Origin of the sequence: Paenibacillus sp. B2(2019), from assembly GCF_008370385.1 — a bacterium.
Lineage (GTDB): Bacteria > Bacillota > Bacilli > Paenibacillales > Paenibacillaceae > Paenibacillus_AQ.
On sequence record NZ_VTZR01000010.1, the window covers coordinates 18,629 to 43,704 of the forward strand.

Annotated in this window: 26 protein-coding genes and 1 tRNA gene; 25 read left to right on the forward strand and 2 right to left on the reverse strand. The window is 42.7% G+C overall.

Annotation, left to right across the window (positions count from 1 at the left end):
- Position 1 precedes the first annotated feature (1 nt).
- The 6 genes from rsmG (at position 2) to PAENI_RS08130 (ending at position 5,551) form a co-directional block, all read left to right on the forward strand.
- Positions 2–727, forward strand: a complete 726-nt coding sequence (gene rsmG / locus PAENI_RS08105; RefSeq protein ID WP_149644926.1) for a 16S rRNA (guanine(527)-N(7))-methyltransferase RsmG — start codon at positions 2–4, stop codon at positions 725–727.
- A 410-nt stretch (positions 728–1,137) separates the two neighbouring features.
- A complete protein-coding gene (gene noc / locus PAENI_RS08110; RefSeq protein ID WP_076285062.1) occupies positions 1,138–1,953 on the forward strand; it encodes a nucleoid occlusion protein in 816 nt (271 codons plus the stop codon).
- Positions 1,954–2,162: 209 nt separating this feature from the next.
- Entirely contained in the window at positions 2,163–2,924 is a 762-nt protein-coding gene (locus PAENI_RS08115) for a ParA family protein (RefSeq protein WP_042131728.1), read from the forward strand.
- Complete coding sequence (locus tag PAENI_RS08120; protein WP_149644927.1) at positions 2,917–3,759, forward strand: ParB/RepB/Spo0J family partition protein; 843 nt, start codon at positions 2,917–2,919, stop codon at positions 3,757–3,759. The genes PAENI_RS08115 and PAENI_RS08120 overlap by 8 nt, the downstream gene beginning before the upstream one ends.
- A 110-nt stretch (positions 3,760–3,869) precedes the next feature.
- On the forward strand, positions 3,870–5,030 hold the full coding sequence (locus tag PAENI_RS08125; RefSeq protein ID WP_149644928.1) for an aminotransferase class V-fold PLP-dependent enzyme: 1,161 nt from the start codon (positions 3,870–3,872) through the stop codon (positions 5,028–5,030).
- A 20-nt stretch (positions 5,031–5,050) separates the two neighbouring features.
- Positions 5,051–5,551 carry a DUF4446 family protein gene (locus PAENI_RS08130; RefSeq protein WP_042193049.1) on the forward strand — a complete coding sequence of 167 codons (501 nt, stop codon included), beginning with the start codon at positions 5,051–5,053 and terminating at the stop codon, positions 5,549–5,551.
- Here the strand turns inward: PAENI_RS08130 and yyaC are convergent.
- Complete coding sequence (gene yyaC, locus PAENI_RS08135; RefSeq protein WP_042131724.1) at positions 5,526–6,131, reverse strand: spore protease YyaC; 606 nt, start codon at positions 6,129–6,131, stop codon at positions 5,526–5,528. The two genes, PAENI_RS08130 and yyaC, sit on opposite strands and share 26 nt — an antisense overlap.
- Positions 6,132–6,249: 118 nt before the next feature.
- On the opposite strand from yyaC, the gene PAENI_RS08140 reads away from it, so the two are divergent.
- The 4 genes from PAENI_RS08140 (at position 6,250) to PAENI_RS08155 (ending at position 7,891) form a co-directional block, all read left to right on the forward strand.
- Positions 6,250–6,501, forward strand: coding sequence for a putative Se/S carrier protein (locus PAENI_RS08140; protein ID WP_149644929.1), 252 nt, complete (start codon positions 6,250–6,252; stop codon positions 6,499–6,501).
- Between the two features lie 15 nt (positions 6,502–6,516).
- On the forward strand, positions 6,517–7,545 hold the full coding sequence (locus PAENI_RS08145; RefSeq protein ID WP_149644930.1) for a mechanosensitive ion channel family protein: 1,029 nt from the start codon (positions 6,517–6,519) through the stop codon (positions 7,543–7,545).
- On the forward strand, positions 7,545–7,757 hold the full coding sequence (locus PAENI_RS08150; RefSeq protein ID WP_042193044.1) for a DUF951 domain-containing protein: 213 nt from the start codon (positions 7,545–7,547) through the stop codon (positions 7,755–7,757). The genes PAENI_RS08145 and PAENI_RS08150 overlap by 1 nt, the downstream gene beginning before the upstream one ends.
- Positions 7,758–7,800: 43 nt before the next feature.
- A tRNA-Ser gene (locus PAENI_RS08155) sits at positions 7,801–7,891 on the forward strand.
- 382 nt (positions 7,892–8,273) lie between these two features.
- Here the strand turns inward: PAENI_RS08155 and PAENI_RS08160 are convergent.
- Positions 8,274–8,471: a YjzC family protein gene (locus PAENI_RS08160; protein WP_042131720.1), complete on the reverse strand. Its 198-nt coding sequence runs from the start codon at positions 8,469–8,471 to the stop codon at positions 8,274–8,276.
- Positions 8,472–8,686: 215 nt separating this feature from the next.
- Between PAENI_RS08160 and rpsF the strand changes: the two genes are divergently transcribed.
- The 15 genes from rpsF to PAENI_RS08235 all read left to right on the forward strand — a co-directional run bounded on the left by rpsF (position 8,687) and on the right by PAENI_RS08235 (position 24,823).
- Positions 8,687–8,971 carry a 30S ribosomal protein S6 gene (rpsF, locus tag PAENI_RS08165; RefSeq protein ID WP_036677776.1) on the forward strand — a complete coding sequence of 95 codons (285 nt, stop codon included), beginning with the start codon at positions 8,687–8,689 and terminating at the stop codon, positions 8,969–8,971.
- Positions 8,972–9,019: 48 nt separating this feature from the next.
- Positions 9,020–9,526, forward strand: a complete 507-nt coding sequence (gene ssb, locus PAENI_RS08170) for a single-stranded DNA-binding protein (protein ID WP_149644931.1) — start codon at positions 9,020–9,022, stop codon at positions 9,524–9,526.
- Between the two features lie 21 nt (positions 9,527–9,547).
- On the forward strand, positions 9,548–9,820 hold the full coding sequence (rpsR, locus tag PAENI_RS08175) for a 30S ribosomal protein S18 (RefSeq protein ID WP_036651767.1): 273 nt from the start codon (positions 9,548–9,550) through the stop codon (positions 9,818–9,820).
- Between the two features lie 550 nt (positions 9,821–10,370).
- Positions 10,371–12,326, forward strand: a complete 1,956-nt coding sequence (locus PAENI_RS08180; protein WP_149644932.1) for an endonuclease MutS2 — start codon at positions 10,371–10,373, stop codon at positions 12,324–12,326.
- A gap of 192 nt (positions 12,327–12,518) precedes the next feature.
- Positions 12,519–14,249: an oligopeptide ABC transporter substrate-binding protein gene (opp4A, locus tag PAENI_RS08185; protein WP_149644933.1), complete on the forward strand. Its 1,731-nt coding sequence runs from the start codon at positions 12,519–12,521 to the stop codon at positions 14,247–14,249.
- A 74-nt stretch (positions 14,250–14,323) separates the two neighbouring features.
- A complete protein-coding gene (locus tag PAENI_RS08190; protein WP_149644934.1) occupies positions 14,324–15,268 on the forward strand; it encodes a D-alanyl-D-alanine carboxypeptidase family protein in 945 nt (314 codons plus the stop codon).
- A gap of 316 nt (positions 15,269–15,584) precedes the next feature.
- On the forward strand, positions 15,585–16,625 hold the full coding sequence (locus PAENI_RS08195) for an LCP family protein (protein WP_179085792.1): 1,041 nt from the start codon (positions 15,585–15,587) through the stop codon (positions 16,623–16,625).
- Between the two features lie 193 nt (positions 16,626–16,818).
- The gene (locus PAENI_RS08200; protein ID WP_042193039.1) at positions 16,819–17,244 is read left to right on the forward strand and encodes a CBS domain-containing protein; all 426 of its coding nucleotides are present in this window, start codon (positions 16,819–16,821) and stop codon (positions 17,242–17,244) included.
- 213 nt (positions 17,245–17,457) lie between these two features.
- Positions 17,458–17,760, forward strand: a complete 303-nt coding sequence (locus tag PAENI_RS08205; RefSeq protein ID WP_170880353.1) for a MazG-like family protein — start codon at positions 17,458–17,460, stop codon at positions 17,758–17,760.
- Positions 17,761–17,766: 6 nt separating this feature from the next.
- A complete protein-coding gene (locus PAENI_RS08210) occupies positions 17,767–18,684 on the forward strand; it encodes a DUF2232 domain-containing protein (RefSeq protein ID WP_149644935.1) in 918 nt (305 codons plus the stop codon).
- Between the two features lie 11 nt (positions 18,685–18,695).
- Positions 18,696–20,702 carry a DHH family phosphoesterase gene (locus tag PAENI_RS08215; RefSeq protein WP_042193037.1) on the forward strand — a complete coding sequence of 669 codons (2,007 nt, stop codon included), beginning with the start codon at positions 18,696–18,698 and terminating at the stop codon, positions 20,700–20,702.
- Entirely contained in the window at positions 20,699–21,145 is a 447-nt protein-coding gene (gene rplI / locus PAENI_RS08220) for a 50S ribosomal protein L9 (protein WP_042193036.1), read from the forward strand. Before PAENI_RS08215 ends, rplI begins: the two co-directional genes overlap by 4 nt.
- 1 nt (position 21,146) lies before the next feature.
- Positions 21,147–22,514 (forward strand): replicative DNA helicase, encoded by a 1,368-nt coding sequence (gene dnaB, locus PAENI_RS08225; RefSeq protein ID WP_042131710.1) that lies wholly within the window; start codon positions 21,147–21,149, stop codon positions 22,512–22,514.
- Positions 22,515–22,723: 209 nt separating this feature from the next.
- Entirely contained in the window at positions 22,724–24,010 is a 1,287-nt protein-coding gene (locus PAENI_RS08230) for an adenylosuccinate synthase (protein WP_060626292.1), read from the forward strand.
- Between the two features lie 162 nt (positions 24,011–24,172).
- Complete coding sequence (locus tag PAENI_RS08235) at positions 24,173–24,823, forward strand: hypothetical protein (protein ID WP_149644936.1); 651 nt, start codon at positions 24,173–24,175, stop codon at positions 24,821–24,823.
- Positions 24,824–25,076 lie beyond the last annotated feature (253 nt).

Consider the following 25,076-nt stretch of genomic DNA (forward strand, 5'->3'; position numbering starts at 1 on the left):
TATGGATAATACGGAAGTTCAATTCACACAGCTTTTACAAGAAAGAGGCATTACACTTACAGCAGAACAATTGGAGCAATTCGATCTTTACTATAAGGAACTCGTATCCTGGAATGAAAAAATGAATCTCACTGGAATAACAGAGCGTGAGCAGGTTTACACCAAACATTTTTATGATTCGATCTCTCTAGCCTTTTTCCTTAATATCAATGAGATAAACAATTTGGCAGATATCGGTTCGGGAGCAGGGTTTCCAGGCATTCCGCTTAAGATTTGTTTTCCACATTTGAAACTTACGATCATTGATTCATTAAGTAAAAGAATCTCTTTTCTGCAGCATGTCTGTACTACGTTGAAATTAACTGATGTGCAATTGATTCATGGTCGTGCGGAGGATATTTCCCGGCAATTCAAGCATCGTGACGCCTATGATTTGGTGACTGCGCGTGCGGTGGCAAGATTATCCTTGTTGAATGAGTTTTGTCTTCCTTTCACACGTAAGGATGGAGTTTTCGCTGCTATGAAGGGAAGCGATCCATCAGAAGAATTAAGTGAGGCGAAGTACAGCTTAAAAGAGCTTCGTGCTCAACTTGGTAAAGTAGAGTCGTTCAGCTTGCCTGTGGAAGAGTCGGCGCGACATATTGTCATTATTCGTAAGACAGGTGCCACTCCTGCTAAGTACCCACGAAAAGCGGGAATTCCTGCCAAAACACCACTTATCAAATAATGTTTCACGTGAAACATTATAGATTGACAAATATATTTAAGGTCATCTTCTTTTTAGAGGATGACCTTTTTTGAGTGGAATTGCGATAACGATCTTAAATGAACGTTAATTAAAAGATAAACTAAATTGATATGTTTATTAAGCGGCTATCATTATGAAAATGCAGGAAAAATAGGTCTTTACGGAGAATATGATTATGTAGAGAAAAGTGATAGAATAGCATAGTAGACTTTTAATTTTGTATATAACTCCTTCTCTGTACTCTTGTTCGAAAGAAGGAGAGATTATGATGCCTGATAGCTGCAGGCTATTTCATAATATCAGAATGTTTTTTATTGCTGTACGATACGCTTTCCGAGAAGAAGGTCAAGAAGATCGTACTATAACGAAATTAGGTGGTTATGAACGGAATGAAAGAACAATTTACCAAGCTATTTGGATTTACCGAGCGGAGCAGCGGAGAAGAAATTAAACAAATACCAGTTCATGAGGTCATTAGCAGTCCTTACCAACCACGGACGATATTTGATGACGACAAGATCGATGAGTTGTGCCAGACGATTAAAACTCATGGGGTCATTCAACCCATAGTTGTACGCATGCGAGATTCCGTGTACGAGATCATCGCAGGTGAACGACGCTGGCGTGCGGTCAAAAAGCTTGGTTTAGAGACGATTCCAGCCATTGTTCGTGAATTCAATGATTCACAGGCCGCATCTATTGCGCTTATAGAAAACTTACAGCGTGAGGGCTTGACCTCTATTGAAGAAGCTGTTGCTTATCAAAAGTTAATTGATCTTCATCAATTGACACAAGAAAGCTTAGCACAACGACTAGGTAAAAGTCAGTCTACCATAGCTAATAAAATTCGCTTACTTAATTTACCTGAAGAGGTTAAGACGGCGTTAATGGAGCGTCAGATTTCTGAAAGACATGCACGTTCATTGTTATCACTCGATAGTGTGGAGATGCAACTGAAAGTGTTGGCAGAAATCATTTCAAAAGGCTTAAATGTTAAACAAACAGAAGCTCGTATTGCTTTCTATAAACAAGTCTCACAAACTAAAAAATCAAAGCGGGTCTCCTATACCAAGGATGTTCGTCTAGCTCTTAATACAATTCGTCAATCTATTGATATGGTGTCAGGCTCAGGGATGGAAATCAAAACGTCAGAAAATGACCGTGGTGACCATTACGAGATTGTAATCCAAATCCCCAAAAGATAAATTGTTTCAAAAGCTGAAGGCGGCCTTGAGGTGATTGGCCGCCTTTGGTGTGGCTAGAACCGGGATGTGTTGGCCAGGCCTGTAATTTAAAGTTCCAGTATATAATAGTTGTCTATATTCTTCATAAAGTGTGACGCTATATCAGCGTCAGGAACATTTGTACTTGCGATCTACGAGAAGATTCTTCCTAACTATTCGAGGTGAAATAAGTGTCCAAGATTATTGCCATAGCAAATCAAAAAGGCGGTGTCGGTAAAACAACAACCTCCGTGAACCTAGGTGCCGGTATGGCTACATTAGGAAAAAGAGTGCTTCTAGTTGATATCGATCCTCAAGGTAACACTACTAGCGGCGTTGGCGTCAACAAGGCGGACGTTGCGAATTGTATATATGACATTCTTATAAATGAGGTAAATCCTCTAGAAACCATACTGGAAACTCAAAATGAAGGACTGCATATCATTCCGGCGACCATTCAACTAGCGGGTGCGGAAATCGAGTTAGTATCGACGATTTCCAGAGAGCTAAAGCTAAAAAAGGCGCTGAATGCGGTTAAAAACAATTATGATTATATTATCATCGATTGTCCTCCTTCACTTGGCATTTTAACAATCAATTCCCTTACGGCGGCGGATTCGGTAATCATCCCGATCCAGTGTGAATATTATGCGCTTGAGGGTTTGAGTCAGCTCTTAAACACCGTTCGTCTGGTGCAAAAAAATCTCAACCCGCATCTGAAGATAGAGGGAGTATTATTGACTATGCTTGATGCCCGGACCAATCTGGGAATTCAAGTGATAGAAGAGGTTAAGAAGTATTTCCAAGAAAAAGTATATAGAACGATTATCCCTCGGAATGTCCGGTTAAGTGAAGCGCCGTCACACGGACAATCCATTATTACTTATGATCCTCGCTCTAAAGGAGCGGAAGTGTATTTAGAGTTGGCAAAGGAAGTGATTTCTTATGAGTAAACGATTAGGAAAAGGTCTGGATGCGCTAATTCCATCTTTATCAATTAATGAAGATGATAAGGTAGTTGAGATCCCTTTAGCTCAACTTCGGGCTAATCCATATCAACCGCGCAAAGACTTTAATGAAGAGGCCATTCAAGAACTAGCAGAATCTATCAGACAACATGGCGTGATTCAGCCGATCATTGTTCGTAGTGTATTGAAGGGGTATGAGATCATTGCCGGCGAACGCAGATTCCGTGCCTCGCAATATTGTGGTAAAGCTACAATTCCAGCAGTCGTTAGAAATCTTAGTGATCAGCAAGTCATGGAGATTGCATTAATCGAGAACTTGCAACGTGAGAACCTAAATGCAATGGAAATTGCAGTGGCTTACCAAGGCTTAATGGATCAGTTTTCACTCACGCAGGAAGAACTCTCGCTTAAGGTAGGAAAGTCCAGATCTCATATCGCCAACTTCCTGAGATTGCTTTCTTTACCTGAAGAAGTAAAAGAATATGTTTCACGTGGAACAATGTCAATGGGGCATGCGCGGGCAATTGTTGCTTTAAAGGATCCAGAAGTAATTAAACAACTGGCCGAACAATGCGTGGAACAACAGTGGAGTGTAAGAGAGCTAGAAGAAACAGTGAAGAACTTGGACCGAAAACCTACTAATGGAGTTAAAGTCAAAGTTATTAAACGTGATCCCTATATTGATAATGTAGAGGAAGTATTGCGTGAACGTTTTAAAACAACGGTGAAAATAAAACAGGGTAAGGAAAAAGGGAAGATTGAACTGAATTACTACAGTGCTCAGGATTTAGAAAGATTGTTGGAATTATTGGGTAACTAAATGGGTATCTATGCCAAGAACATATCCTGAGATATCCTTAATCGGATAATTAGGGGTATGTTTTTTTGAATAAGTTGATTAAAAAAGGGTAATAGACGAGGAGCGAGGTTATGGAAGACTTCGTATATCTGGATCACGCAGCTACCTCGTGGCCTAAACCACCAGAGGTTGCAGCTGCGATGATGAATGCTCTGCAGTCAGGAGCAAATGCTGGTAGAGGTAATTACTCGCTAGCGATAGGAAGCGGTCGAGTGTTAGTAAAGACGCGGAGTGTGCTGGCGGGATTGTTCGGTGTATCTAATGCGCAAGATATAGCTTTTACCCATAATACTACGATGAGTTTGAATATGGCGATCAGAGGGACGCTTAAAGCGGGAGATCACGTGATTTCAACGATGACAGAACACAATTCTGTGAGACGGCCGCTGGAATACTTGCGTAAGACACTAGGGATAAAAGTTGATTATCTAAAAGTGGATCGTGAAGGGCAATTGGATTTAAAAGAACTCAAAAATGCTTTCCAGCCGAATACCAAAATGGTGATCTGCAATCACAGCTCTAATTTACTAGGAAGTATACTCCCTATCGGTAATATTGGTGATATCGTTAAATCGCATGGTGCTGTGTTTCTAGTGGATGCAGCTCAAAGTGCAGGCTCAATTGATATTGATGTTAAAAAAATGAATATCGACTTATTGGCATTTCCGGGGCATAAAGGGCTACTTGGACCACAAGGAACCGGTGGGCTTTATATATCACCTGAATTGGATCTTGAACCCTTAATGCATGGAGGAACGGGGAGTCAATCTGAAAACAGTGATCAACCCTCTGTTCGTCCAGATCGATACGAAGCGGGAACACAAAATACGGTAGGGATTGCCGGTTTACTAGCAGGTGTTCAAAAGGTACAATCTTTAGGGACGAACGTTATCCATGAGAGTGAATGGACATTAACTCAAAAGCTAATGGAAGGGTTGTCCAACATCCCAGGCATTAGAATATTAGGACCCTCTCTAGGGGCTCCGAGAACTGGCATTGTATCTTTTGTGGTAGATGGAGAAGAATCGGCGAATATTGCTCACCGTCTAGATCGTGATTATAAAATAGCGGTCAGAGCGGGTATGCATTGTACCCCTTTGGCACATAAGGCGGTTGACACGCTAGAGAGTGGTGCTGTTCGGGCGAGTGTAGGTGTAGATACGACAGAGCATAATATAAGCAGAATGCTGGCTGCTATGGATGAGTTATATGGCAATGCCCGCAGCAGATGAATAAAAAGGATGGTCCATTCATGTCTGAATTAAATCAATTAATTAGTGAGCAGTTGCAGTGGTTTGTGTTTGGTTTTACAGTAATTATGTTGGTGCTGATAATCACTGTGATCGCCCAGGGGGCTAAGCTACGTGCTATGCGGCGTAAATATGAGGCCATGATGGCTGGGAGCGGTGTGGAGGATCTGGAAGGCCTTCTAATTGATCTGAAGAACCAAAGCGACATGCTGGAAGAAGAACAACGTGAACAAAAAACCGTATTAGAAGCAACTCAAACTAGAATGCGTGGCATGAAGTCCAATATTGCGCTGAAACGTTATAATGCCTTTGGTGAACGTGGCAATGATCTGAGTTTCTCAGTCGCTATACTGGATGACAACAGTAGTGGTATTGTATTAACCAGTCTTCATAATCGTGAGAATTCTTACATTTACTCTAAACCTATGCAGAATGGCGAATCACAATATGTCTTATCACCTGAAGAAAAAGAAGTAGTTACTCTCGCGTTGCAGCGGACCTAGCATGAAGATTCCATTGCTTTAAGGCAGAATATAGACTTGTAGCTATAATATCAGATAATCGCATAACTAAACTTAATCGCGTGTTCTGTAATACAAAATACTCCATAAAGCCGCCGACATTAACGATTCCTGTCAAATGGATATCACCTACCGGCGGCAATTGTTTATTTACGCCAGCACCTGGTCTCAAAGGCCCTTCAACGACTTGGATGCATCCCACACTAGTAGAGTGACCTAAACAAGCATCTATACCGATGATAAAGGGGTTACTATATCTTTCGTTGATTAGGGATAGAGTTTCCTCAAGGTTAACGGCATGGACAGGCTCCTCAAGAGTTCCATATAAATGAAACAGCGGACTATGAAAACGTGACAATGCAGTGCCAACAAGAGGGCCAAGAGAATCTCCTGTGGATCGGTCCGTACCTACACAAATGACGACAATCTGTGTTTCCGGGCGTGTACGTGCAAAGTGAAACAGTAGTCGGTGGGTAATAGCAGAATAGATATCGGGATCGGTATGTGATATTTTTAAACAGGACGTTTCTTGCGCTGATGTAGCTTTCGATGAAAAATTCATACCATCTTCCTTTCTGAAGCTGATTCTATTTGATGGTATCTAGTATATGGATAGAAGAGGGGTTTTATACTACAGCGGCAAGAGATAGGACGATAAACCTATGGGAGGCGTAACGTATATGCAGGAAGAGATGTTGATCGCGTTTGACTCTACCCAGCAGGCGCTTCGTGCTGAAATGCTGCTTGAGTATGCGGAAATTGAAATTGATATATTTCCAACCCCGAAAGAGATCACGGCAGGATGCGCGATATCGATTCAGTTTTATCAAAGTGCACTGGAAGAGGTACAGAAGATAGTAACGGAACAGAATATCGAAATACGCGGTATCTACGGAAAACACAACGAGAACTACATACTGATTGAGAGGTAGGGAGGAATATACAATATGAATAGGTGGATATTAGAGGCTACTACTCCCGGTGATGCTGTAAAAGAAGCCTTGCGTTTTAAAGATAAGGTATGGAATTGGTTTACCGATGCTGATATGTGGGCCAATGTCTTATTATCAGGACTACGAATTCTTATTATTTATCTCTTAACTAGGGTTATTATTAAGATTGTTTCTAATATTATTGATCGTTCGCTTGAACGTAAAACCGGCGGCAGAATTCTGTCTAACACACGAAGGTTTACTACGGTAGGGGAATTGATGAAAAATGTAGTAACGGTTATCTGTAATTTTGTGATGATCATGCTCGTTCTTTCAGAGCTCCACTTCGATTTGGCACCCTTGTTGGCCGGAGCGGGTGTGCTTGGTCTTGCAGTAGGTTTTGGAGCGCAAAGCCTGGTGAAGGATGTTATTACAGGGTTCTTTATAATTTTGGAGGACCAATTTGCGGTTGGTGATGTAATTCAGACAGGTACTTATAAAGGGACTGTAGAATTAATCGGATTGCGAACAACAAGACTGTTAAGTACAACCGGAGAAGTATTTATTATCCCTAATGGACTAATTACGAATGTAACGAACTATTCTCTTTCCAATGCATTGGCTGTAGTTGATGTTCCTGTTAAAATGGAGCGAAGCTTGGAAGCTACGTTAGGATTAATTGGCGAGGCGCTAAAAGGAATAGAAGAGCGCAACTCCAATGTGCTTGCTTACCCTAATGTGCTCGGTATACAGTCCATGAGTACCTCGGAATATGTGATTCGTATAGCTGCCAGCTGTGCTCCTAATGCAAGAGATGCAGCGGAAAGACAAATTCAGAACGATATAAAGCAGGCATTAGAGAAACAGAGTATGCTGGAACTGGCTCAAGCTGAAGAGGAAGCACGTAAGAAAGCAGAGGCAGAGGCGAAGGCTGAAATAGATCTTGCAAAAACAGAACATGCGCTAGAAGTTACAGGGTCGGCAAACACTGGATCAAGACGGCAAATCGCAGCTACACAAGAAGGAGAAGAGGGGGAAGAATAGTGGAACGTAAAGTTTTTCAGCTTGGGGATATAGTACAGATGAAGAAACAGCATCCTTGTGGATCTAATGAAATGGAAATCATTCGCATGGGAATGGATATCCGAATTAAATGTACAGGCTGTCAGCATAGTGTTCTGATTCCCCGTGCTAAATTCGAGAAGAATATGAAGAAGGTACTGCGCTCTGCGGAGGAAAATACAGACAATAATTAAGCTTGCAAATGGCATGTCTGCATGATACAATTATTTTTGCTGCGGAGAGGTACCCAAGAGGCCCAAGGGGGCTGACTCGAAATCAGTTAGGCGTGTCAAAGCGTGCGTGGGTTCGAATCCCACCCTCTCCGCCACTTCAGCATAATATAACATTTAATGAATCCTTCGTTCCTGTAACGGAGGTTTTTTTGTGTCTATAATAGCCGATAAACAGGATAAGATATAACGCAAAAAGAAGGGCCCTTTCGGGTCCTTCTTCAGGAGGCAGTACATCAATGATGTTGGAATTTCTCTGTTTATAGCGACTAAAGTGATTTAGGCGTTGCTGAGGCTAATGCTTTTTTAAGGCAATAACCCACTACTCTTCCCAGCTTACAATAGATGCTGAATCAGATCTCCTGTGATTGTGTTCGTCTACGACGGCCAACGGAACCACACCTCTCTTTTGTACTGCCTGAGTATAGTATGTGTAATGTCGGTTTTTTTATACACATTTATTTTTTTAATATGCTCGAACTAGTGTACGCGCGCTTTTTCAACCTTTTTCCACTTTCGATTTTTGTTGGTGGTCTCAGGGAAGGTGTCCCCTTTTTCCATCTTGATGTGCTGTGGATTCGAAATCTCAGTATGGAAGCTTCGCGCTTCGCCTACCTCTGTGTACATGCCTGGATTGGGGGCCTTGTCGCCTTCTTCATATTCCGTTTTCTCACCCATCATTATTCCTCCTTTTTTAGTGTAGATGAATTCGTAATTATTGTGCGCAGGTAGTGATTTTTTCATGTAAAAAGAGGGGGAGGAGTTGTCCTGTATTAATATTGCTTGCACTCTGCTGTTCATTTTGGTATATTAATCAGGTGCGAGTCTATGTTTGTGCTCGTTCCTTGCTCCTGACGTGATTAGGGGCCTCAGACCATAAGGAGGTGAAAATTATGCGCAAATATGAAGTGATGTACATTATTCGTCCTGACATTGAACAAGAAGCCGTTCAAGCAGCAGTCGATAAATTCCAAGGCATCATCTCCAATGGCGGGGAAATTACAAAGCACGAAGTGCAAGGTAAACGCCGTCTTGCGTATGAGATCAAGAAATTCCGTGATGGCGTTTATGTTTTGGTTAACTTCAATGCAGAACCTGCAGTAGTTACTGAATTAGAACGTCTTATGAAGATTTCTGACGAAGTTATTCGTTATCTCATTACGAACGACGTTGCTTAAGATCTTGACAAGCTTTGTAATGAATCGCTCTAAAGGAGGGGACCAGAATTGTTGAACCGTATCATTTTGATCGGACGGTTGACCCGTGACCCGGAACTTCGTTATACTCCCGCTGGTGTTGCCGTAACGCAATTTACGCTAGCCGTAGATCGTAACTTTACGGGCCAGAACGGTGAACGTGAGGCAGACTTCATCCCGGTTGTAACCTGGAGACAGCTAGCAGAAACCTGTGCCAATTACTTGCGCAAAGGTCGTCTGACAGCAGTGGAAGGACGCATCCAAGTGCGGAATTATGAGAATAACGAAGGCAAACGTGTATACGTAACTGAAGTTATTGCTGATAATGTTCGTTTCCTGGAATCTGCACAGAGCCGTGAAGGTGGAAATACTTCAAGTGGTGCAAGTAGTATGCCTGAAGAGCCAGCATATGGTGGCGGTGGTAACGCTGGACGCGGAAATAACAACAATAATTTCTCGCGTAACAACAATACTCAAGATCCTTTTTCGGGCGATGGTAAACCGATTGATATATCGGATGATGATTTGCCATTTTAATTAGGAAGGACTGAAAAGAATATGGCTTTTAAACCAAGAGAAGGCGCTGACAACGACAAAAGACCGGCACGTCGTGGTGGACGCAACAAGCGTAAAAAAGTTTGCTTTTTCACTGTGAACAAGATTACTCACATTGATTATAAAGATACCGAACTTCTTAAGAAGTTCATCAGCGAACGTGGAAAGATTTTGCCACGTCGTGTAACAGGTACAAGTGCAAAATACCAACGCGCTCTTACCATTGCTGTAAAACGCTCGCGTCAAATCGCGTTGCTTCCTTACACAACGGAATAGGACGTTTTATAAAAGCAGTCGGGAAACCGGCTGCTTTTTTTGTATGCAGAAAAGGAAGCATTAATAGTAGGGTAAGCATGAAATCGAATTATTTGGGCGTTGAATCGTTTGACGTTGGCACTTTATTATGTTAAATTACAGCTATCCTATAACTAAAGGGGAAATTTTGATGTCGGTGACCGTTCTTAACTAGCAATTTCATAACACTTGATTAGGAAGGCTTTAGCAGGCTCGTCATGAGGCGATTACGTGCTCTATTTGAGTTCGTATTACGCAGCAGTCTGTTGTTCCTTACGGGTGGATGATTTAGTTAAGAACACACGAAGCGTCAAATGGCCTCTTTACGGCTGTTGTTCTCTTTGTAATTAACCGTGCTCTTATTGCACGGTTTTTTTGTTTTTCGGCACCTGTTCTCATTTCGGGGCCTTAGGACGATAGAGGGCATCAGTATAAAAAGAAGGGCAAAGACTGCCATAGTGGCATTCTTTGCCCTTCTTTGCGTTATGGAGAATTAGGTCCAAACCAATAGAGATTTGAAGGAGGATTTGCTGTGAATTTACAAAGTCTAAACATGCTGGAATACGAAATCATTAAAACAGAGCTTGGGCGCCACGCAGTATCTTATGTAGGAAAAAAAGCTGTAGAAGAGCTTATGCCAATGACCTATTTGCCGACGATTCAAAGAGCAATGGAGGAAACTTCTGAAGCTAAAGAACTGTTGGAACGAGGATCGAGTGTACCCATTCCTTCATTAGAAGGCATTGAGTGGATCATGTCATTAATGGGGACTGGATATTTGTACAGTGAACAAGATTTCACTGCGGTTGCTACATTTCTTAAGAGCTGTAGTCAACTGCGAAAATATATGGCCTCTAAAGAACAGAGCGCTCCACGGATTGCTTCATATGCATCCTCGTTGATGGAGTTAAATCACGTGAGGGAGACTATTGATCGCTGTATCCGTTTTGGTGCGATTGATGATGGAGCAAGTAAGGGTTTAGAGCGAGTTCGTAAACGGATTGTAGTGGCTAAAGAACGTCTTCATAAAAAAATCGACGGAATTATGTCACGCCATCAATCGATTTTGCAGGAGAATATTTATAGTCAGCGAGGTGGACGTTACGTTATCCCCGTAAAACGGGAATATCATAAACAAATAAAAGGATCGGTGCTTGATCAATCCACAAGTGGACAGACGGTATTTATTGAACCAGACGAGATCGCTGCTCTCCAAATTGAGCTTGATTTGCTTTTGGGTGAAGAGGCGCGAGAAGAAGCCGTAATCCTCAGCATGCTGACTAGCTTGGTAGAACAGGAACAGGCTGCCCTGCACCTTAATATTGAGGCTACGGGTACGTATGATTTTATTTTTGCTAAAGCTAAATATGCACGAACGCTGGGGGCATCTTCTGTTACGCTGAATGCGAAAGGCTTTCTAAAGATGATTGGAGGCAGGCATCCCATGCTGAAGGGGATGATTCCGATCAATCTGGAGGTAGGTAAGGGGTATAAATCCCTCATCATTACAGGCCCAAATACAGGTGGTAAAACTGTGGTCCTTAAGACACTAGGGCTGCTGACGATCATGGCTCAATCAGGGCTGTTGATTCCGGTCGAGGAGGGCAGCGAATTCACTATTTTCACGGATGTAATCAGTGTAATTGGCGACGGACAAAGTCTGGCACAATCACTCAGCACATTCTCGGCGCAAATGAAGAGTATTGAGGGAATGCTGAGAGATGCATCTAAGGGGGTGCTGCTGCTCATTGACGAGCTGGCGGCTGGTACGGATCCCGGGGAGGGCATTGCGCTCTCTATCGCCATTCTGGAAGAGCTGAGCCGTAAAGGGGCGAATATTATTGTTACTACACATTTTAATGAGCTAAAAGCCTTTGCAGCCGCAACGACGGGCTTTCAAAATGCGCGAATGGAATTTGATAAAGAAACGCTACAGCCGTTGTATCGATTGACGATTGGAGAAGCAGGGGAAAGTTACGCTCTGCAGATCGCTAAAAAGCTGAGGATACAGGATAACGTTATTAAGAGATCATGGGAAATCGTAGAGGCGCAGCAACAAAGGCTACAGAAAGGCAGCGGAGAGGCATGGGGAAGTCTTTTCTGCAAAGAAGATGGAGAGCAAGAATATGCTGCACTTCCAGAAAAGGAGCATGGCAACGCAGAAGAAGAGGCTGCTCCATCTGACCGCAGCAAGGAGAAGCTGATTCAATTTGAAATTGGAGATGCAGTTGTGGTAACGTCACTCGGCCGGACAGGGATCGTATATGAGAAGAGAGATCATTTAGGAATGGTTGGGGTGATGATCCAGAAGCAAAAAATGAAAATTAACCATAAGCGGTTGAAGCCCTATCTTTCAAAAGAAGAGCTGTACCCGGAGGAATATGACTTTGATATTATTTTTGAGAGTAAGGATACACGTAAAAAGCGCAAGTTGATGCAGCGTAAACATGTTGAGGGTTTAACGATTACGCACAGAGATGAAGAATAGATTCAATGAAGATCTGTCCACGAGACAGGTCTTTTTTTTATAGATATAACGAAATAAGTGAATTTCAAGCAGGAGTAAAGGCCTAGGGCTTAGAAGTTATTGTAACCACCATAAAACTTTGTTACAGTAAAAATATTTATGTTCCATAACTTAAATGTAGATATACGTTCAACTAGAGAAGGGAAGAAACACATGAATAATAAGAAAATATGCAGGTTGTTGTTAACGCTGCTCGTGATGGCAACTCTATTGTCAGCATGTAGTAGAACAACTTCTAGCAGTAATCCATTATCTTCGCGCCATAATGTAGTAGACGATAAGCCACAAGCTGGTGGAGTAGTTACCTACGGATTCTCCTCACCATTTACGGGTTTGTTTGAGCCTGCTTTTTATGAAGGTGAAGATGATTTTCATGTGCTGGAATTTATTACTGAGCCGATGTTTCAGGTAAATGATGAACTAGTGACGGTTCCTAATATTGCCTCTTGGCAGGAATCTGATGATCATAAAGTATTTACCTTTAAAATTAAACCGGGAATCCGTTGGCATAACGGTGATGAATTAACGGTAGAGGATTGGAAATTCGCAATTGAAACTATTGCTAGTCCAGATTATACGGGCTCGCATTATTATAGTGTTGAAATGATTCAGGGTGCAGAGGCCTATCATGAGGGAGAAGCGAAGGGCATATCCGGATTGAAGGTTATAGATCCTTATACTTTGAAAATAACTGTAACTGCTGCACGGGTAAACACCATCGATAGTCTGTGGCCCTATCCGATGAATAAAAAATACTATACTGGAATTGCTGTTAAAGATATGCCTGAAAGTGACCAGATGCGAAAATCTCCTATAGGTATTGGCCCTTTTGAGGTTGAACATATTCAGCCTGGCCAGAGGGTAGAAATGAAACGTTTTGATCAATACTACAAGGGCAAAGCGCTATTGGATGGGATAGTGTATAAGGCATTTGACGATAAGGAAGTGGCTGAACGCTTTCAAACAGGAGAGATTGATATAGAGTCAGCCCCTCGTGATGCTTATGATGATCTAAAAAAACTGGAGAATATTAACATCCTGCAAACTGCTGAGCTAGGCTATGAATATATAGGTTTTAAATTCGGGCATTGGGATACGGAAACCGAGACCATCGTAATGGATAATCCTAAATTTGAAGACAAAAGATTACGGCAAGCTATGTATTATGCTTTAGATCGTGAAGGGATCATCAAAGCATATTCCCACGGTCTAGCTGAGCCTGTAGAGACTCCTATATCTAGCACTAGCTGGGCGAAGATCCCTGATACTGAGATTAATGCTTATCTGTATAATCCTACAAAGGCCAAGGAACTGCTGGATGCTGCTGGGTTCTTGGATCTAGATGGTGACGGATTACGGGAAGACCCAAAGGGCCAGAAGCTGATGATCCATTTTGATTCTATGCTAGGCAGTCAAACAGCAGAGCTACGTACTAATGCCATTTTAAGAAATTGGCGTGATGTTGGACTCGATGTACAGCTAAACGGTGGAGCATTAAAGGAATTCCATGCTTTCTACGATGCAGTGGAAGCCGATGATCCGTCTATCGAACTATTTTACGGAGTATGGGGGCTAGCGAGTGATCCCGATCCAACAGGTCTATGGAGAGAAAATGATCTATGGAACTATCCCCGTTGGTCTTCAGAGCGGAATGAAGAGCTGATTCGTGAAGGCGTAAGTATGAAGGCATACGATATGGATTATCGTAAAGAAATATATTATGAGTGGCAGAAGCTGGTTAATGAAGAGGTACCTATGATCTTTTTTGCCGAACGAAAAGCGATTGTTCCAGTAAATAAGCGCCTACAGGGCGTTCGCGTGAATTCAATGAGTACGATTATAGACCCTTATAAATGGTGGATTAAGGAAGAGGACGAAAAATAAAATAATAATTTTTTGTGAAAAGTGAAATCAAATTGTAGTTTCATTCGTCATATATAGTATGGAGGATGACGACGATGAAGAGACGGATAGTAGTGGGGGCAATCGCAGCTGTATTAGTCGTTGTCTTAATTGCGGTATGGAGGCCAACTGGGCTTGGTTTTAAACCGAATATTGACGCGGAATCAGCAGTGCTTCTAGATATGGATACCGGAGATATATGGGTGGATATTAATGGTGATGTACCCATGCCACCGGCCAGTGTATCTAAATTAATGACAGAAATGATTGTGCTGGATCAAATCTCCTCTGGAATGATTAGATGGGAGGATAGAGTCCCAATTAGTGCCTATGCAAGTAAAATGGGCGGCACAAGTCTCTCATTGAAGCGGGGAGAATTCTATACTATAAGAGAATTATTCGAAGGAGTCACTATTTATTCTGCCAACGATGCTACTGTTGCATTGGCTGAGTATATGGCTGGTTCAGAAGCCTCTTTTGTGCTCATGATGAACGATAAGGCACGTAGTCTAGGCTTATCTTCTCGTACAATATTTACTAATGCAACGGGACTATCAGGTAAGGATCTTGGTTTCACTGATCCGAATATGCATATCAGCGGTGAGACTATGATGACAGCTCGTGATACCGCTAAATTGGCTGCCGCACTAATCTTTCATCATCCGGATATTCTCAATATTTCCAGCCGTACACAAATGCATTTGAAGAATAAGGGGCTATATGTAAGTAATAGCAATTTCATGTTGCCAGCTATGGGTGGCATTTACGCTTATGAGGGTACAGATGGTTTAAAGACTGGACATAATAACCGGGCAGGATACTGTATTGCAGGCTCGGCTCAGCGGGATGGGCATAGGCTTATTGCAGTCGTTATGGGGGCAAAGACTTATGAGAGCCGATTTGAAGGGGCAGCAAAATTATTTGATTACGGATTTTTCCGTGGTTTACAATCCGGAGATCGGGTTAAACATATGATGAATCCGCTCAGAATTAGGAACTAAAGTCGGAGCGCCATACCAGTATTTATTACTTGGTTTGGTGCTTTTTCCCTATTCATGTCGTTATTTGTGGTTTCTTTTTATCCATTTAGTGATTACAATAGAAATATTGTTTTAGTGCACATTATTTTAGAACCGCAAAAAACTTTTTTTTCTATAATTTTGAATGACCTGAATTTCTTGAAAGGGGGGACAATAAGATAATGGAATAAGGGTCAGTTGATCGCCGTGAGAAATAAAGTCATGACTGCCTGATAAAGATTCAGGAAGCATTATATATATGGCAAGCAATTATTCTACAATAAAGAAGGAATCAAAAATGAAGGAATCAAAGATGAAAAAAATAAAGAAAAGATATATCGCCCTCATTGTTCTTGTTGTTATTATAGCAGGAGGCTTTCTGTTTCGTAATTCCCTGGCTGTATTAGCCTTCGACCTCTTTTTGTCTGATAGGGTTGAAACTAAGCTAAAGGAAGAATCCTACCAGCCGCTTAAGGATGATAATAAGGTTAAGCCAGAACCGGTTGTGTACAAGAGCGATCCGTTCTCAATTATGTTGCTAGGTACCGATCAACGTGATAATGAAACGGCACGTTCAGATACCATGATGTACGCTGTTGTTCGGCCTGAGGACTATAAGATCCTGCTCATTTCTATTCCGCGTGATACGTATACGGAAATTATAGGTCATAAGGATAATAAAAAGGATAAGATTACACATGCCTATGCTTTTGGGGGGCAACAGATGGCCAAGGATTCTCTAGAAGCTCTGCTTGGTCATGATATTCAATATTATGCGACAATAAATTTCCAAGGACTCAAGGATGCTGTAGATGCTATTGGAGGCGTTCCGCTGCCGATTAAGAAAGACATTGTGAACAAGGGTAAGGATCATGAAAAGTTTACAATTGAAGCTGGAAAGTCGCTTTATAACGGACAAGAAGCACTGAACTATACGCGTTATCGTGAGGATAGTGACTTTAACCGAACCAAACGTCAACAGGTTTTTATTGATGTTGTAGCGAATAAAATGTTATCGATCAGTCAAATTGGCAACATTCCGAAGTTGCTGGATATTATGGGAGATAATTTTAAAACCGATATAGAGCCTTCGATGATCATTAGTCTAGCCAAAAAATTCATGGGCGGAAAAGGCATGGATATCTCAAGCTTCACAGTTATGGGTGAAGGTAAACGTATGGATGGTGTTTATTATGATATCGTTGATGAAGAGGATTTGAGTGAAGCTAAGGCGATGATCGACAACTGGATGAGTGCAGCAACACCTGTAGATCAACTAATTGAGCCGGGAAAAGCAAGTAATGCACTGGAGCCTAAATCAACAGCAGTTACGCAATAATTCTAAAGTGGAGTTCAAACTCATATAATTAATTGCAGCAGCCATTCACATTCTTATGGCTGCTGCTTACTGTCTTCATGCTATAATGTATTGGAACGATTATTAAGCTGCCACGTATTAATGATTTTTCATGGTAGTAAAAGGAAGTTAAAGAACCGTAATTCCTTCGGAACTCTTTGAGGAGGATCAAGAGATGAATATTGCATTTTTTTTACTTCCGAAACAGGAAGTCGCTTGCGTAACGATCGATTCAACGCTACGCCAAACGTTGGAGAGGATGGAGTATCACCGTTATACGGCTGTCCCTATTCTGAACCGAAATGGAGAATACGCTGGTACGGTTACAGAGGGTGATCTGCTCTGGTATATGAAGGAATCCGAGGGCAAGGTTACTTTCGAGAACGCTTCAAAATTCTTGCTTAAAGATTTGCCGTTGAGGATGAATAACAGACCTGTCTCGATTGATGCGGATATGGAAGATCTGATTAATTTGGCTAAGGTACAGAACTTTGTTCCTGTAGTCGATGATATGAACCGGTTTATTGGCATCGTTCGCCGGAGTCAAGTCATAGAATATTGTGAGAAATTTGTATCAAAACAATCTCAAGAGTCATTATAGCCCAATTTATTCGCGGTAATAGAAGCAATCGGAACAAGGCCTGTATTTCCGGCGATAACGGAAAGCAGGTCTTTTTTAAAAATGTAAGAAGTACTAGTTCATCCCTTGTTGAAGCATACTTAAGGTGCGCGGGGCGCCCTTGTGTGACACGGAATTTTTTATGCTATAATGGAGAATAAAGCTTTTTGCCGGAGGTAGAGAGACGTGTCCAATGTGCCGAAGGATCTGGATGTCGCTAAACGCGCCAAGGTAATTGAATGGTTAAAAACAGAAGTGATTGACCAAGTTTCACGGTTATTTAAAGCGTTATGGGAAGGCAGTACTACCCGTGTGGGTGACAGCCTGGCTAGTTTGATTATGAGCTCTTATATTTTGGGCCGCAGACTAGGGATTCCCTATCGTCAATTAGATGACTTGCTACTCGAGAAGCTCAGAAAGCATAAGCAGGAAGGGCATCAACTGGAAGAATGGTATCAAGATATATCTGCTTTAGAAGAACATATGCGTAAGAGGTGAATACTGTTGAAATTTCGCTGGTCATCTGTGGCTTGGAGCGTAGTATATTTACTTTTGCTGCTTAGTTTAACGACTCCACTGCTCATCATCACTACCCTATTTATGATTGTTCCGGCAGTAGTGTTATTCACTACGCTGAACACCAAACAATTCGTTCTACACGTATTGCCGGTGTTGCTGATTGTTGGACTGATTACACCTATTTATGTGCTGATCGCGGCGTATTTCTTAATACCTGCTCTGGTTATGGGACGTTGGTATAAAAGACATGCTTCAGCAGTATCTACCGTGATTGCAGGTACGGTTACGATTCTTGGAGAATTCCTGTTACTCTTATTACTCGGTACGGCGTTATTTAACTTTGATTTGTCTAGCTATGTGAACGATGTGCTGCAGATGGTTAACTCGCCTCTGTCTGATCTTGGTACTGCTAATCCACTGTTTACTGATCTTGGATTTACGACTGAGGATGTAAACAAGCTAAGTCATATGACGGTTCAAATGATCCCAATGACTCTAATCGTAAGCTCTTTTATGATAGCTGTCATTACGCATTCTATTGTTCGTCCGATTCTGAACAGTATGAATTATGCGGTGCCTAAGATGAAGCCTGCTCGTGAATGGAGACTTTCGAGATCGTTTATTTGGTATTATTTGATTGGTGTGGTTCTTCAGCTCTTCTTCTCAGGATCAGAGAATAATTACATCCTCATGATTTCTGCCAATCTACTGCCGTTGCTACGAATTGGCTTTATGATTCAGGCGATTGGATTTTTCTTCTTCCTGGCGCATGAACGCAAATGGAACAAGATGGTTGCCATTCTGCTAGCAATACCGGTCATTTTGCTGCCGCCGCTACGCATTATCGGTATTATTGATCTTGCTTTCCCACTGCGGGAGTATGTGACGAAATCGAAACGATAGGGTGAGAGTTCATGCCTAAATTTCTGCAAAGACGCTGGCACGGCTATCATACCGTATGGGCGTTCATGCTGCTGTTGGCCCTTATTATAATTGTTAGTATTTATAACTGGGCTCTTGGGGTCGTTAGCCTGTTTCTGGCAGGTACATTATGCTTCTATATGCTGAAGACGGAAATTTCGTTCCGCCGTAATCTGGTGGAATATATTAATGGATTAACTTTTCGTATTAAGCGAGTGGAGGGAGAAGCAGTGAGTATGCTGCCCCTCGGAATCATTCTGTTTAGCGAAGATCGAACAGTAGAATGGAATAACCGCTATGCTGGTGATATTTTTGCGCGCAAGTCTTTAGTTGGGGAACCGCTACTGGAATTGCTGCCGGATATGCAGTCTTTTTTTACGACGAATGTATCGGGAAAAAGGGATGTTCACAAAGAAGGCGTATTGCATGACACTCGCCTTGAGCTCACTGTGGATGAACGATTTTACCAAGCTGTCATTATTCCAAGTGAACGTATTCTTTACATGTATGATATCACTGAGCTTGTGGTGCTACGTGAACGTTATGAGGATGAGAAGCTGGCGATTGGCATAGTGATGATGGATAATCTAGATGAATCTGCTCAAGGAATGGATGATCAACAGCGTACTTCTCTGATCGCTAAGGTAGCGAGTGAGATCACCGAATGGAGTAAACAGTTTGATGTTTATCTGCGTCGTCTGTCGTCTGAGCGTTATCTAATGCTACTTAATCATCGTAGTCTGCAAGCACTGGAAGAAAGTCGATTCGTTATTCTCGATGAGATTAGGGAAATGACGGCCGACCTTAAAGTGCCCATGACACTGAGTATTGGTATGGCATTTGGAGCGGACTCTGCAAGCGAGCTAGGTGCTTTAGCACAATCCAGTTTGGATATGGCGCTCGGCCGAGGTGGAGATCAGGCTGCTGTAAAAGCAGGTCAGAGGTTGTCTTTCTACGGTGGAAAGAGCAATGCTGCGGAGAAGCGTACACGAGTGCGGGCACGAGTCATTGCGCATGCGCTGCGTGATTTAATGCAGGAGAGCGACCGTGTGCTGATCCTCGGCCACCGGACACCAGATATCGATGCTGTTGGTGCTGCGATTGGCCTTCTAAGAGCCGCACAGATGTATAATGTAGAGGCAAGCATTGTGATGGAGACTCCTAATCCTTCCATAACGAACATGATGGAGCAGATTCGGAAAGATGATGAATTGTTTAAGTCGTTCATCACAACGGAGCAGTCTTTACAAGTGATGACGGAGCATACACTGCTTATTGTTGTAGATACCCATAAGGCGTCTATGACAATGGAACCGCGGCTTGTGCAATATGCGAGTAGAATTGTGGTCGTGGATCATCACCGTAGAGGTGAAGAGTTCATCAACGATGCTGTACTTGTCTATTTAGAGCCTTATGCTTCATCAACCTGTGAGCTGGTGACAGAGTTGCTTCAATATATCCATGAGAAGGTAAAGATTAGTCCATTGGATGCTACAATGCTCTTAGCGGGAATTACTGTAGATACGAAGCACTTTGCACTGCATACAGGGTCACGTACATTTGAAGCTGCAGGGTTTCTGCGCCGAAATGGTGCGGATACCGTTCTTATTCAGCGTATGCTGAAGGAGGATTTACAGGAGTATATTTCAAAAGCCGAGATTATCAAACATGCGCGTATGATTTATGATCAAATCGCCTTGGTCGTTACGGCACCAGGTATGAAGATTCCACAGCTACTTATCGCTCAGACTGCGGATACATTACTTGGGATGACGAACGTAGTCGCTTCATTTGTCATTAGTGAGCGACCAGACGGCCTGATAAGCATTAGTGCTCGATCACTTGGGCGTATGAATGTACAGGTCGTGATGGAAAAAATGGGTGGCGGTGGGCATCTATCGAACGCCGCGGTACAGCTAGAAGGAACATGTAAAGAAGCAGAAGCCAGACTGCTGCAAGTGCTGGCTGAAATCGAATCGAAAGAGGGTTTATTCGAATGAAGGTCATTTTCATAAAAGATGTTAAGGGTCAAGGTAAAAAAGGTCAGGTTAAAGAGGTATCCGAAGGTTATGCTTCGAACTTCCTATTACCACGTGGATTAGTTCGTCCGGCAACGGAAGGCAATGTGAAGACGCTTGAGAATCAAGCAGCTGCTGAACAACGCCGTAAAGATAACGAAAAAGAAGAAGCTCAGCAACTGGGCAAGAAGATAGATGAGCTTACCCTTACTATGAAAGCAAAAGCAGGTGAAGGCGGCCGTTTATTCGGCGCAATCACGAGCAAACAAATTGCTGAAACGCTAGCTTCCACTCAAAGCATTTCCATCGATAAGCGCAAGATTGAGCTAGGAGAGCCGATTCGTCATTTGGGAGTGTTTCAAGTAAGTATAAAACTACACACTGAAGTAAAGGCTACCCTTAAGGTTCAGGTAACGGAGGAGTAACATGGGTGGAGATCTCTTTTTCGATCGGGTTCCCCCGCAGAATCTTGAGGCGGAGCAAGCGGTAATTGGTGCTGTTCTGTTGCAGGATGAAGCGCTCATTACTGCAATGGAACGGGTGAATACCGAAGACTTCTACGATAAAGCGCATCAAATGATTTTTGAGGCGATGGTGCAGCTCGGAGAAGAGAGCCAGCCGATTGATCTTGTTACGCTTACTTCTAGACTGCAGGACAAGGGAGAGCTCGAAGATATTGGTGGTGTTAGCTACCTAGCTAAGCTGGCGCATGCTGTGCCTACTGCGGCTAACGTAGAATACTACGCACAGATTATTGAAGAAAAGGCTATGTTACGGCGTTTGATTCGTACAGCGACGCAAATCGTAAGCGAGGGTTACACCGGCGGCGAAGATGTAGCCGATATGCTTAGTGATGCAGAACGGCGAATTCTTGAAATCTCTAACCGGCGCAGCGGCAGTGGATTTATCGCAATCCGCGATGTTTTGATGGAAGTATTTGATAAGGTTGAACTCCTCCATCAGAATAAAGATAAGGGCGGCATGTCAGGTATTCCAACGGGATTTGTGGATTTAGACCATATGACTAATGGATTCCAGCGCAATGATTTGATTATTGTTGCAGCCCGTCCTTCTGTAGGTAAGACAGCATTCGCGCTAAATATTGCTCAGAATGTGGCAGTGCGTGCCAAAGAGACGGTTGCCATATTTAGTCTGGAAATGTCTGCGCCGCAGCTAGTACAGCGGATGATTTGTGCCGAAGCTAATCTGGATGCGAATACTATGCGTACCGGTGACTTCAAGAGTGATGATGATTGGTCGAAGCTGACTATGGGCATTCAGTCCCTATCGGAGGCGGAGATTTATATCGATGATACAGCAGGGATTACTGTAACGGATATTCGTGCGAAATGCCGGAGGCTCAAGAAGGAAAAGGGCCTGGGGATGATCGTCATTGACTACTTGCAGCTCATTCAGGGCCGCGGTAAAGGCGGGGAAAACCGTCAACAGGAAGTATCGGATATATCCCGTACATTGAAGCAGATCGCTCGTGAATTGGACGTGCCGGTTATCGCCCTGTCGCAGCTTAGCCGGGGTGTGGAACAACGTCAGGATAAACGACCGATGATGAGTGACTTGCGTGAATCCGGTTCTATCGAGCAGGATGCCGATATTGTTGCGTTCCTGTATCGTGACGACTATTACAATCAGGACACTGAGAAGAAAAATATTATTGAAATTATTATAGCTAAACAGCGTAATGGTCCCGTTGGGACAGTAGAGCTTGTCTTCCTCAAAAACTTCAACAAGTTCGTTAACTACGAGCGAGCACATGCAGAACCATTTGCTGGGTAACCTGTCATGTATGATATCCGAACGATTGCACATTTCTTTGTGTAATCGTTCGTTTTATTTGACTTTGAAAAAAACGGCTGTTACACTGAGTATTGTCCTTTAGTGGGTAAATCCGCTTGGAGTCCGGAGGGCTACGTACATAAGAATGACGTACAGGGCCCATATTATGAAAAATAATGGTGCTTGCTAGCACCTACGGAGGAATGAACATGTCAACGGTAGTCGTCGTGGGAACACAATGGGGAGACGAAGGTAAAGGGAAAATCACTGACTTTCTAGCGGAAAGTGCAGATGTGGTTGCCCGTTATCAAGGGGGCAATAATGCCGGTCACACGATTCTGATTGACGGTGAGAAGTTTAAGCTCAGCTTAATCCCTTCTGGTGTATTTTATAAAGAAAAGACTTGTGTAATTGGTAACGGGATGGTTATTAATCCAGCTGCCTTGATCCAAGAAATTAATTATATTCATGAGAACGGCTTTGACACTAAAAACTTAGTGATCAGCGACCGGGCTCATGTTATTATGCCTTATCACATGGTACTGGATGCTCTGGAAGAAGACCGCAAGGGTCCGAACAAGATTGGTACAACACGCAAAGGCATCGGTCCATGTTACATGGATAAGGCTGCACGTAACGGTATCCGTATTGCTGACCTGATGGACGCTGAGGAATTCGAATTGAGACTTCGTCACTTGATGGAAGAGAAGAACCAAGTGATTACTCAAGTATATGGCGCGGAAGCTCTTGATGTTGAAGAGATTCTGACTCAGTACCTGGAGTATGCGGAAGTGCTACGTAATTATGTGACAGATACGTCGGTCATTCTTAATGAAGCTATTGATGCAGACCGCAAAGTATTGTTTGAAGGCGCACAAGGGGTAATGCTTGATATCGATCAAGGTACGTATCCGTTTGTTACTTCTTCTAACCCTTCTGCAGGTGGCGTATGCATAGGTTCTGGTGTTGGACCTTCTAAGATTAAACAGGTTATCGGGGTTGCTAAAGCCTACACTACTCGTGTTGGAGATGGCCCGTTCCCTACAGAACTGAACGATGCAACTGGTGATTATATCCGTGAAACAGGTCATGAATATGGAACAGTTACAGGACGTGCTCGCCGTGTAGGCTGGTTTGACAGTGTTGTTGTAAGTCACGCTCGTCGTGTGAGTGGAATCACAGGCTTGTCTCTTAACTCGCTGGATGTGCTGAGTGGACTTGAGACTGTGAAGATCTGCACAGGCTACAAATACCGTGGTGAAGTAATCACGCATTACCCAGCTAGCCTTAAGATGCTGGCAGAGTGCGAAGCGGTATATGAGGAGCTTCCAGGTTGGAGCGAAGATATTACTTCTGCAAAAACATTGGACGATCTGCCAGCAAATACACGCAGATATGTTGAACGTGTATCTGAGCTTACAGGGATTCCGATCGCCATCTTCTCAGTAGGCCGTAACCGTGAGCAGACGAATCAAGTAACGCCAATTTATATCTAAATAAATTTAGTCATTTATAAGGGACCTCGCGAGAGGTCTCTTTTTTATGTTTACTTTTATGCGTATGTTTCCCGAAGCCGGTTCTAGTCAATACTGAGAGTATAGAAAAACATGGAAAAAATATACCAGATAGACTTGAACATAGGTGAGAGGAGAGAAGAAATGAAGATCGTGAAGCGTGCACTGGGAGTATGTCTAATTGTAGTACTCGCAAGTACACTTTCAATTCTAACTACGGGCGTGGTTGTAAATGCTTATATTCAGTCGGTGCTGGCGAGCTTCGATATTAAAGTGGATAGTCCAGGCCCAGGTTTAGGTGGGATGGTCAAGAGTTTTATTGACATGGATAGCCAATCGGACTCCAATAAAGCGAATAAAGAAGCGACGACAACAGGCAGCGCAGTAAACAAGGATAAAGATAACAGTAAGGATACACCTGAAAAAGGGGAGCCGGTGGAGGAAAAAGCACCCGAGGATGCTTTACCGGTTATGGGCCAAGCCTCAAATGAGTCTTCTACTAACGAAAGCCAGAGTGGAAGTTCAGAGGACCAGAAATTGGTAATGACACCTGAGGCAATAGGTGACTTAAAGGATAATCTCCCTTCGGCGGAGAAGGTAAATATATTCAATATCTTGATGTCCAAACTACCGCAGGATGAGATGCAGAAAATCTCCACGGCTATGGAGGATGGTCTAACGGAGGATGAGGTTAAGGAGCTGCAACAAGTCATTGCCAAATATGTTGATCCCGATGAATACGAGAGTATAATGAAAATGCTTACACCAACTACAGAAACACTACAGCAACCATAGTAATTGTCAATTTCTAGACACAAGAAAAAGGCTAAATTTTCATATTTGCGCAAAAAACCCGCGTATTTCGTGGGTTTTTTTATGTGTACAAAGTTGAAATTTTCCGCTCAGCTATGGTACATTAGACAAGGATGTTCAAAGGGTTAATTTTTTGTAACCAATTGTAACCTTTTTGAGGGTCCATTAGAAGCAGGAAATTAGAACTAGGATAAGTGGAAATATTCATGGTCGTAATCTATATACTCGAGATCGT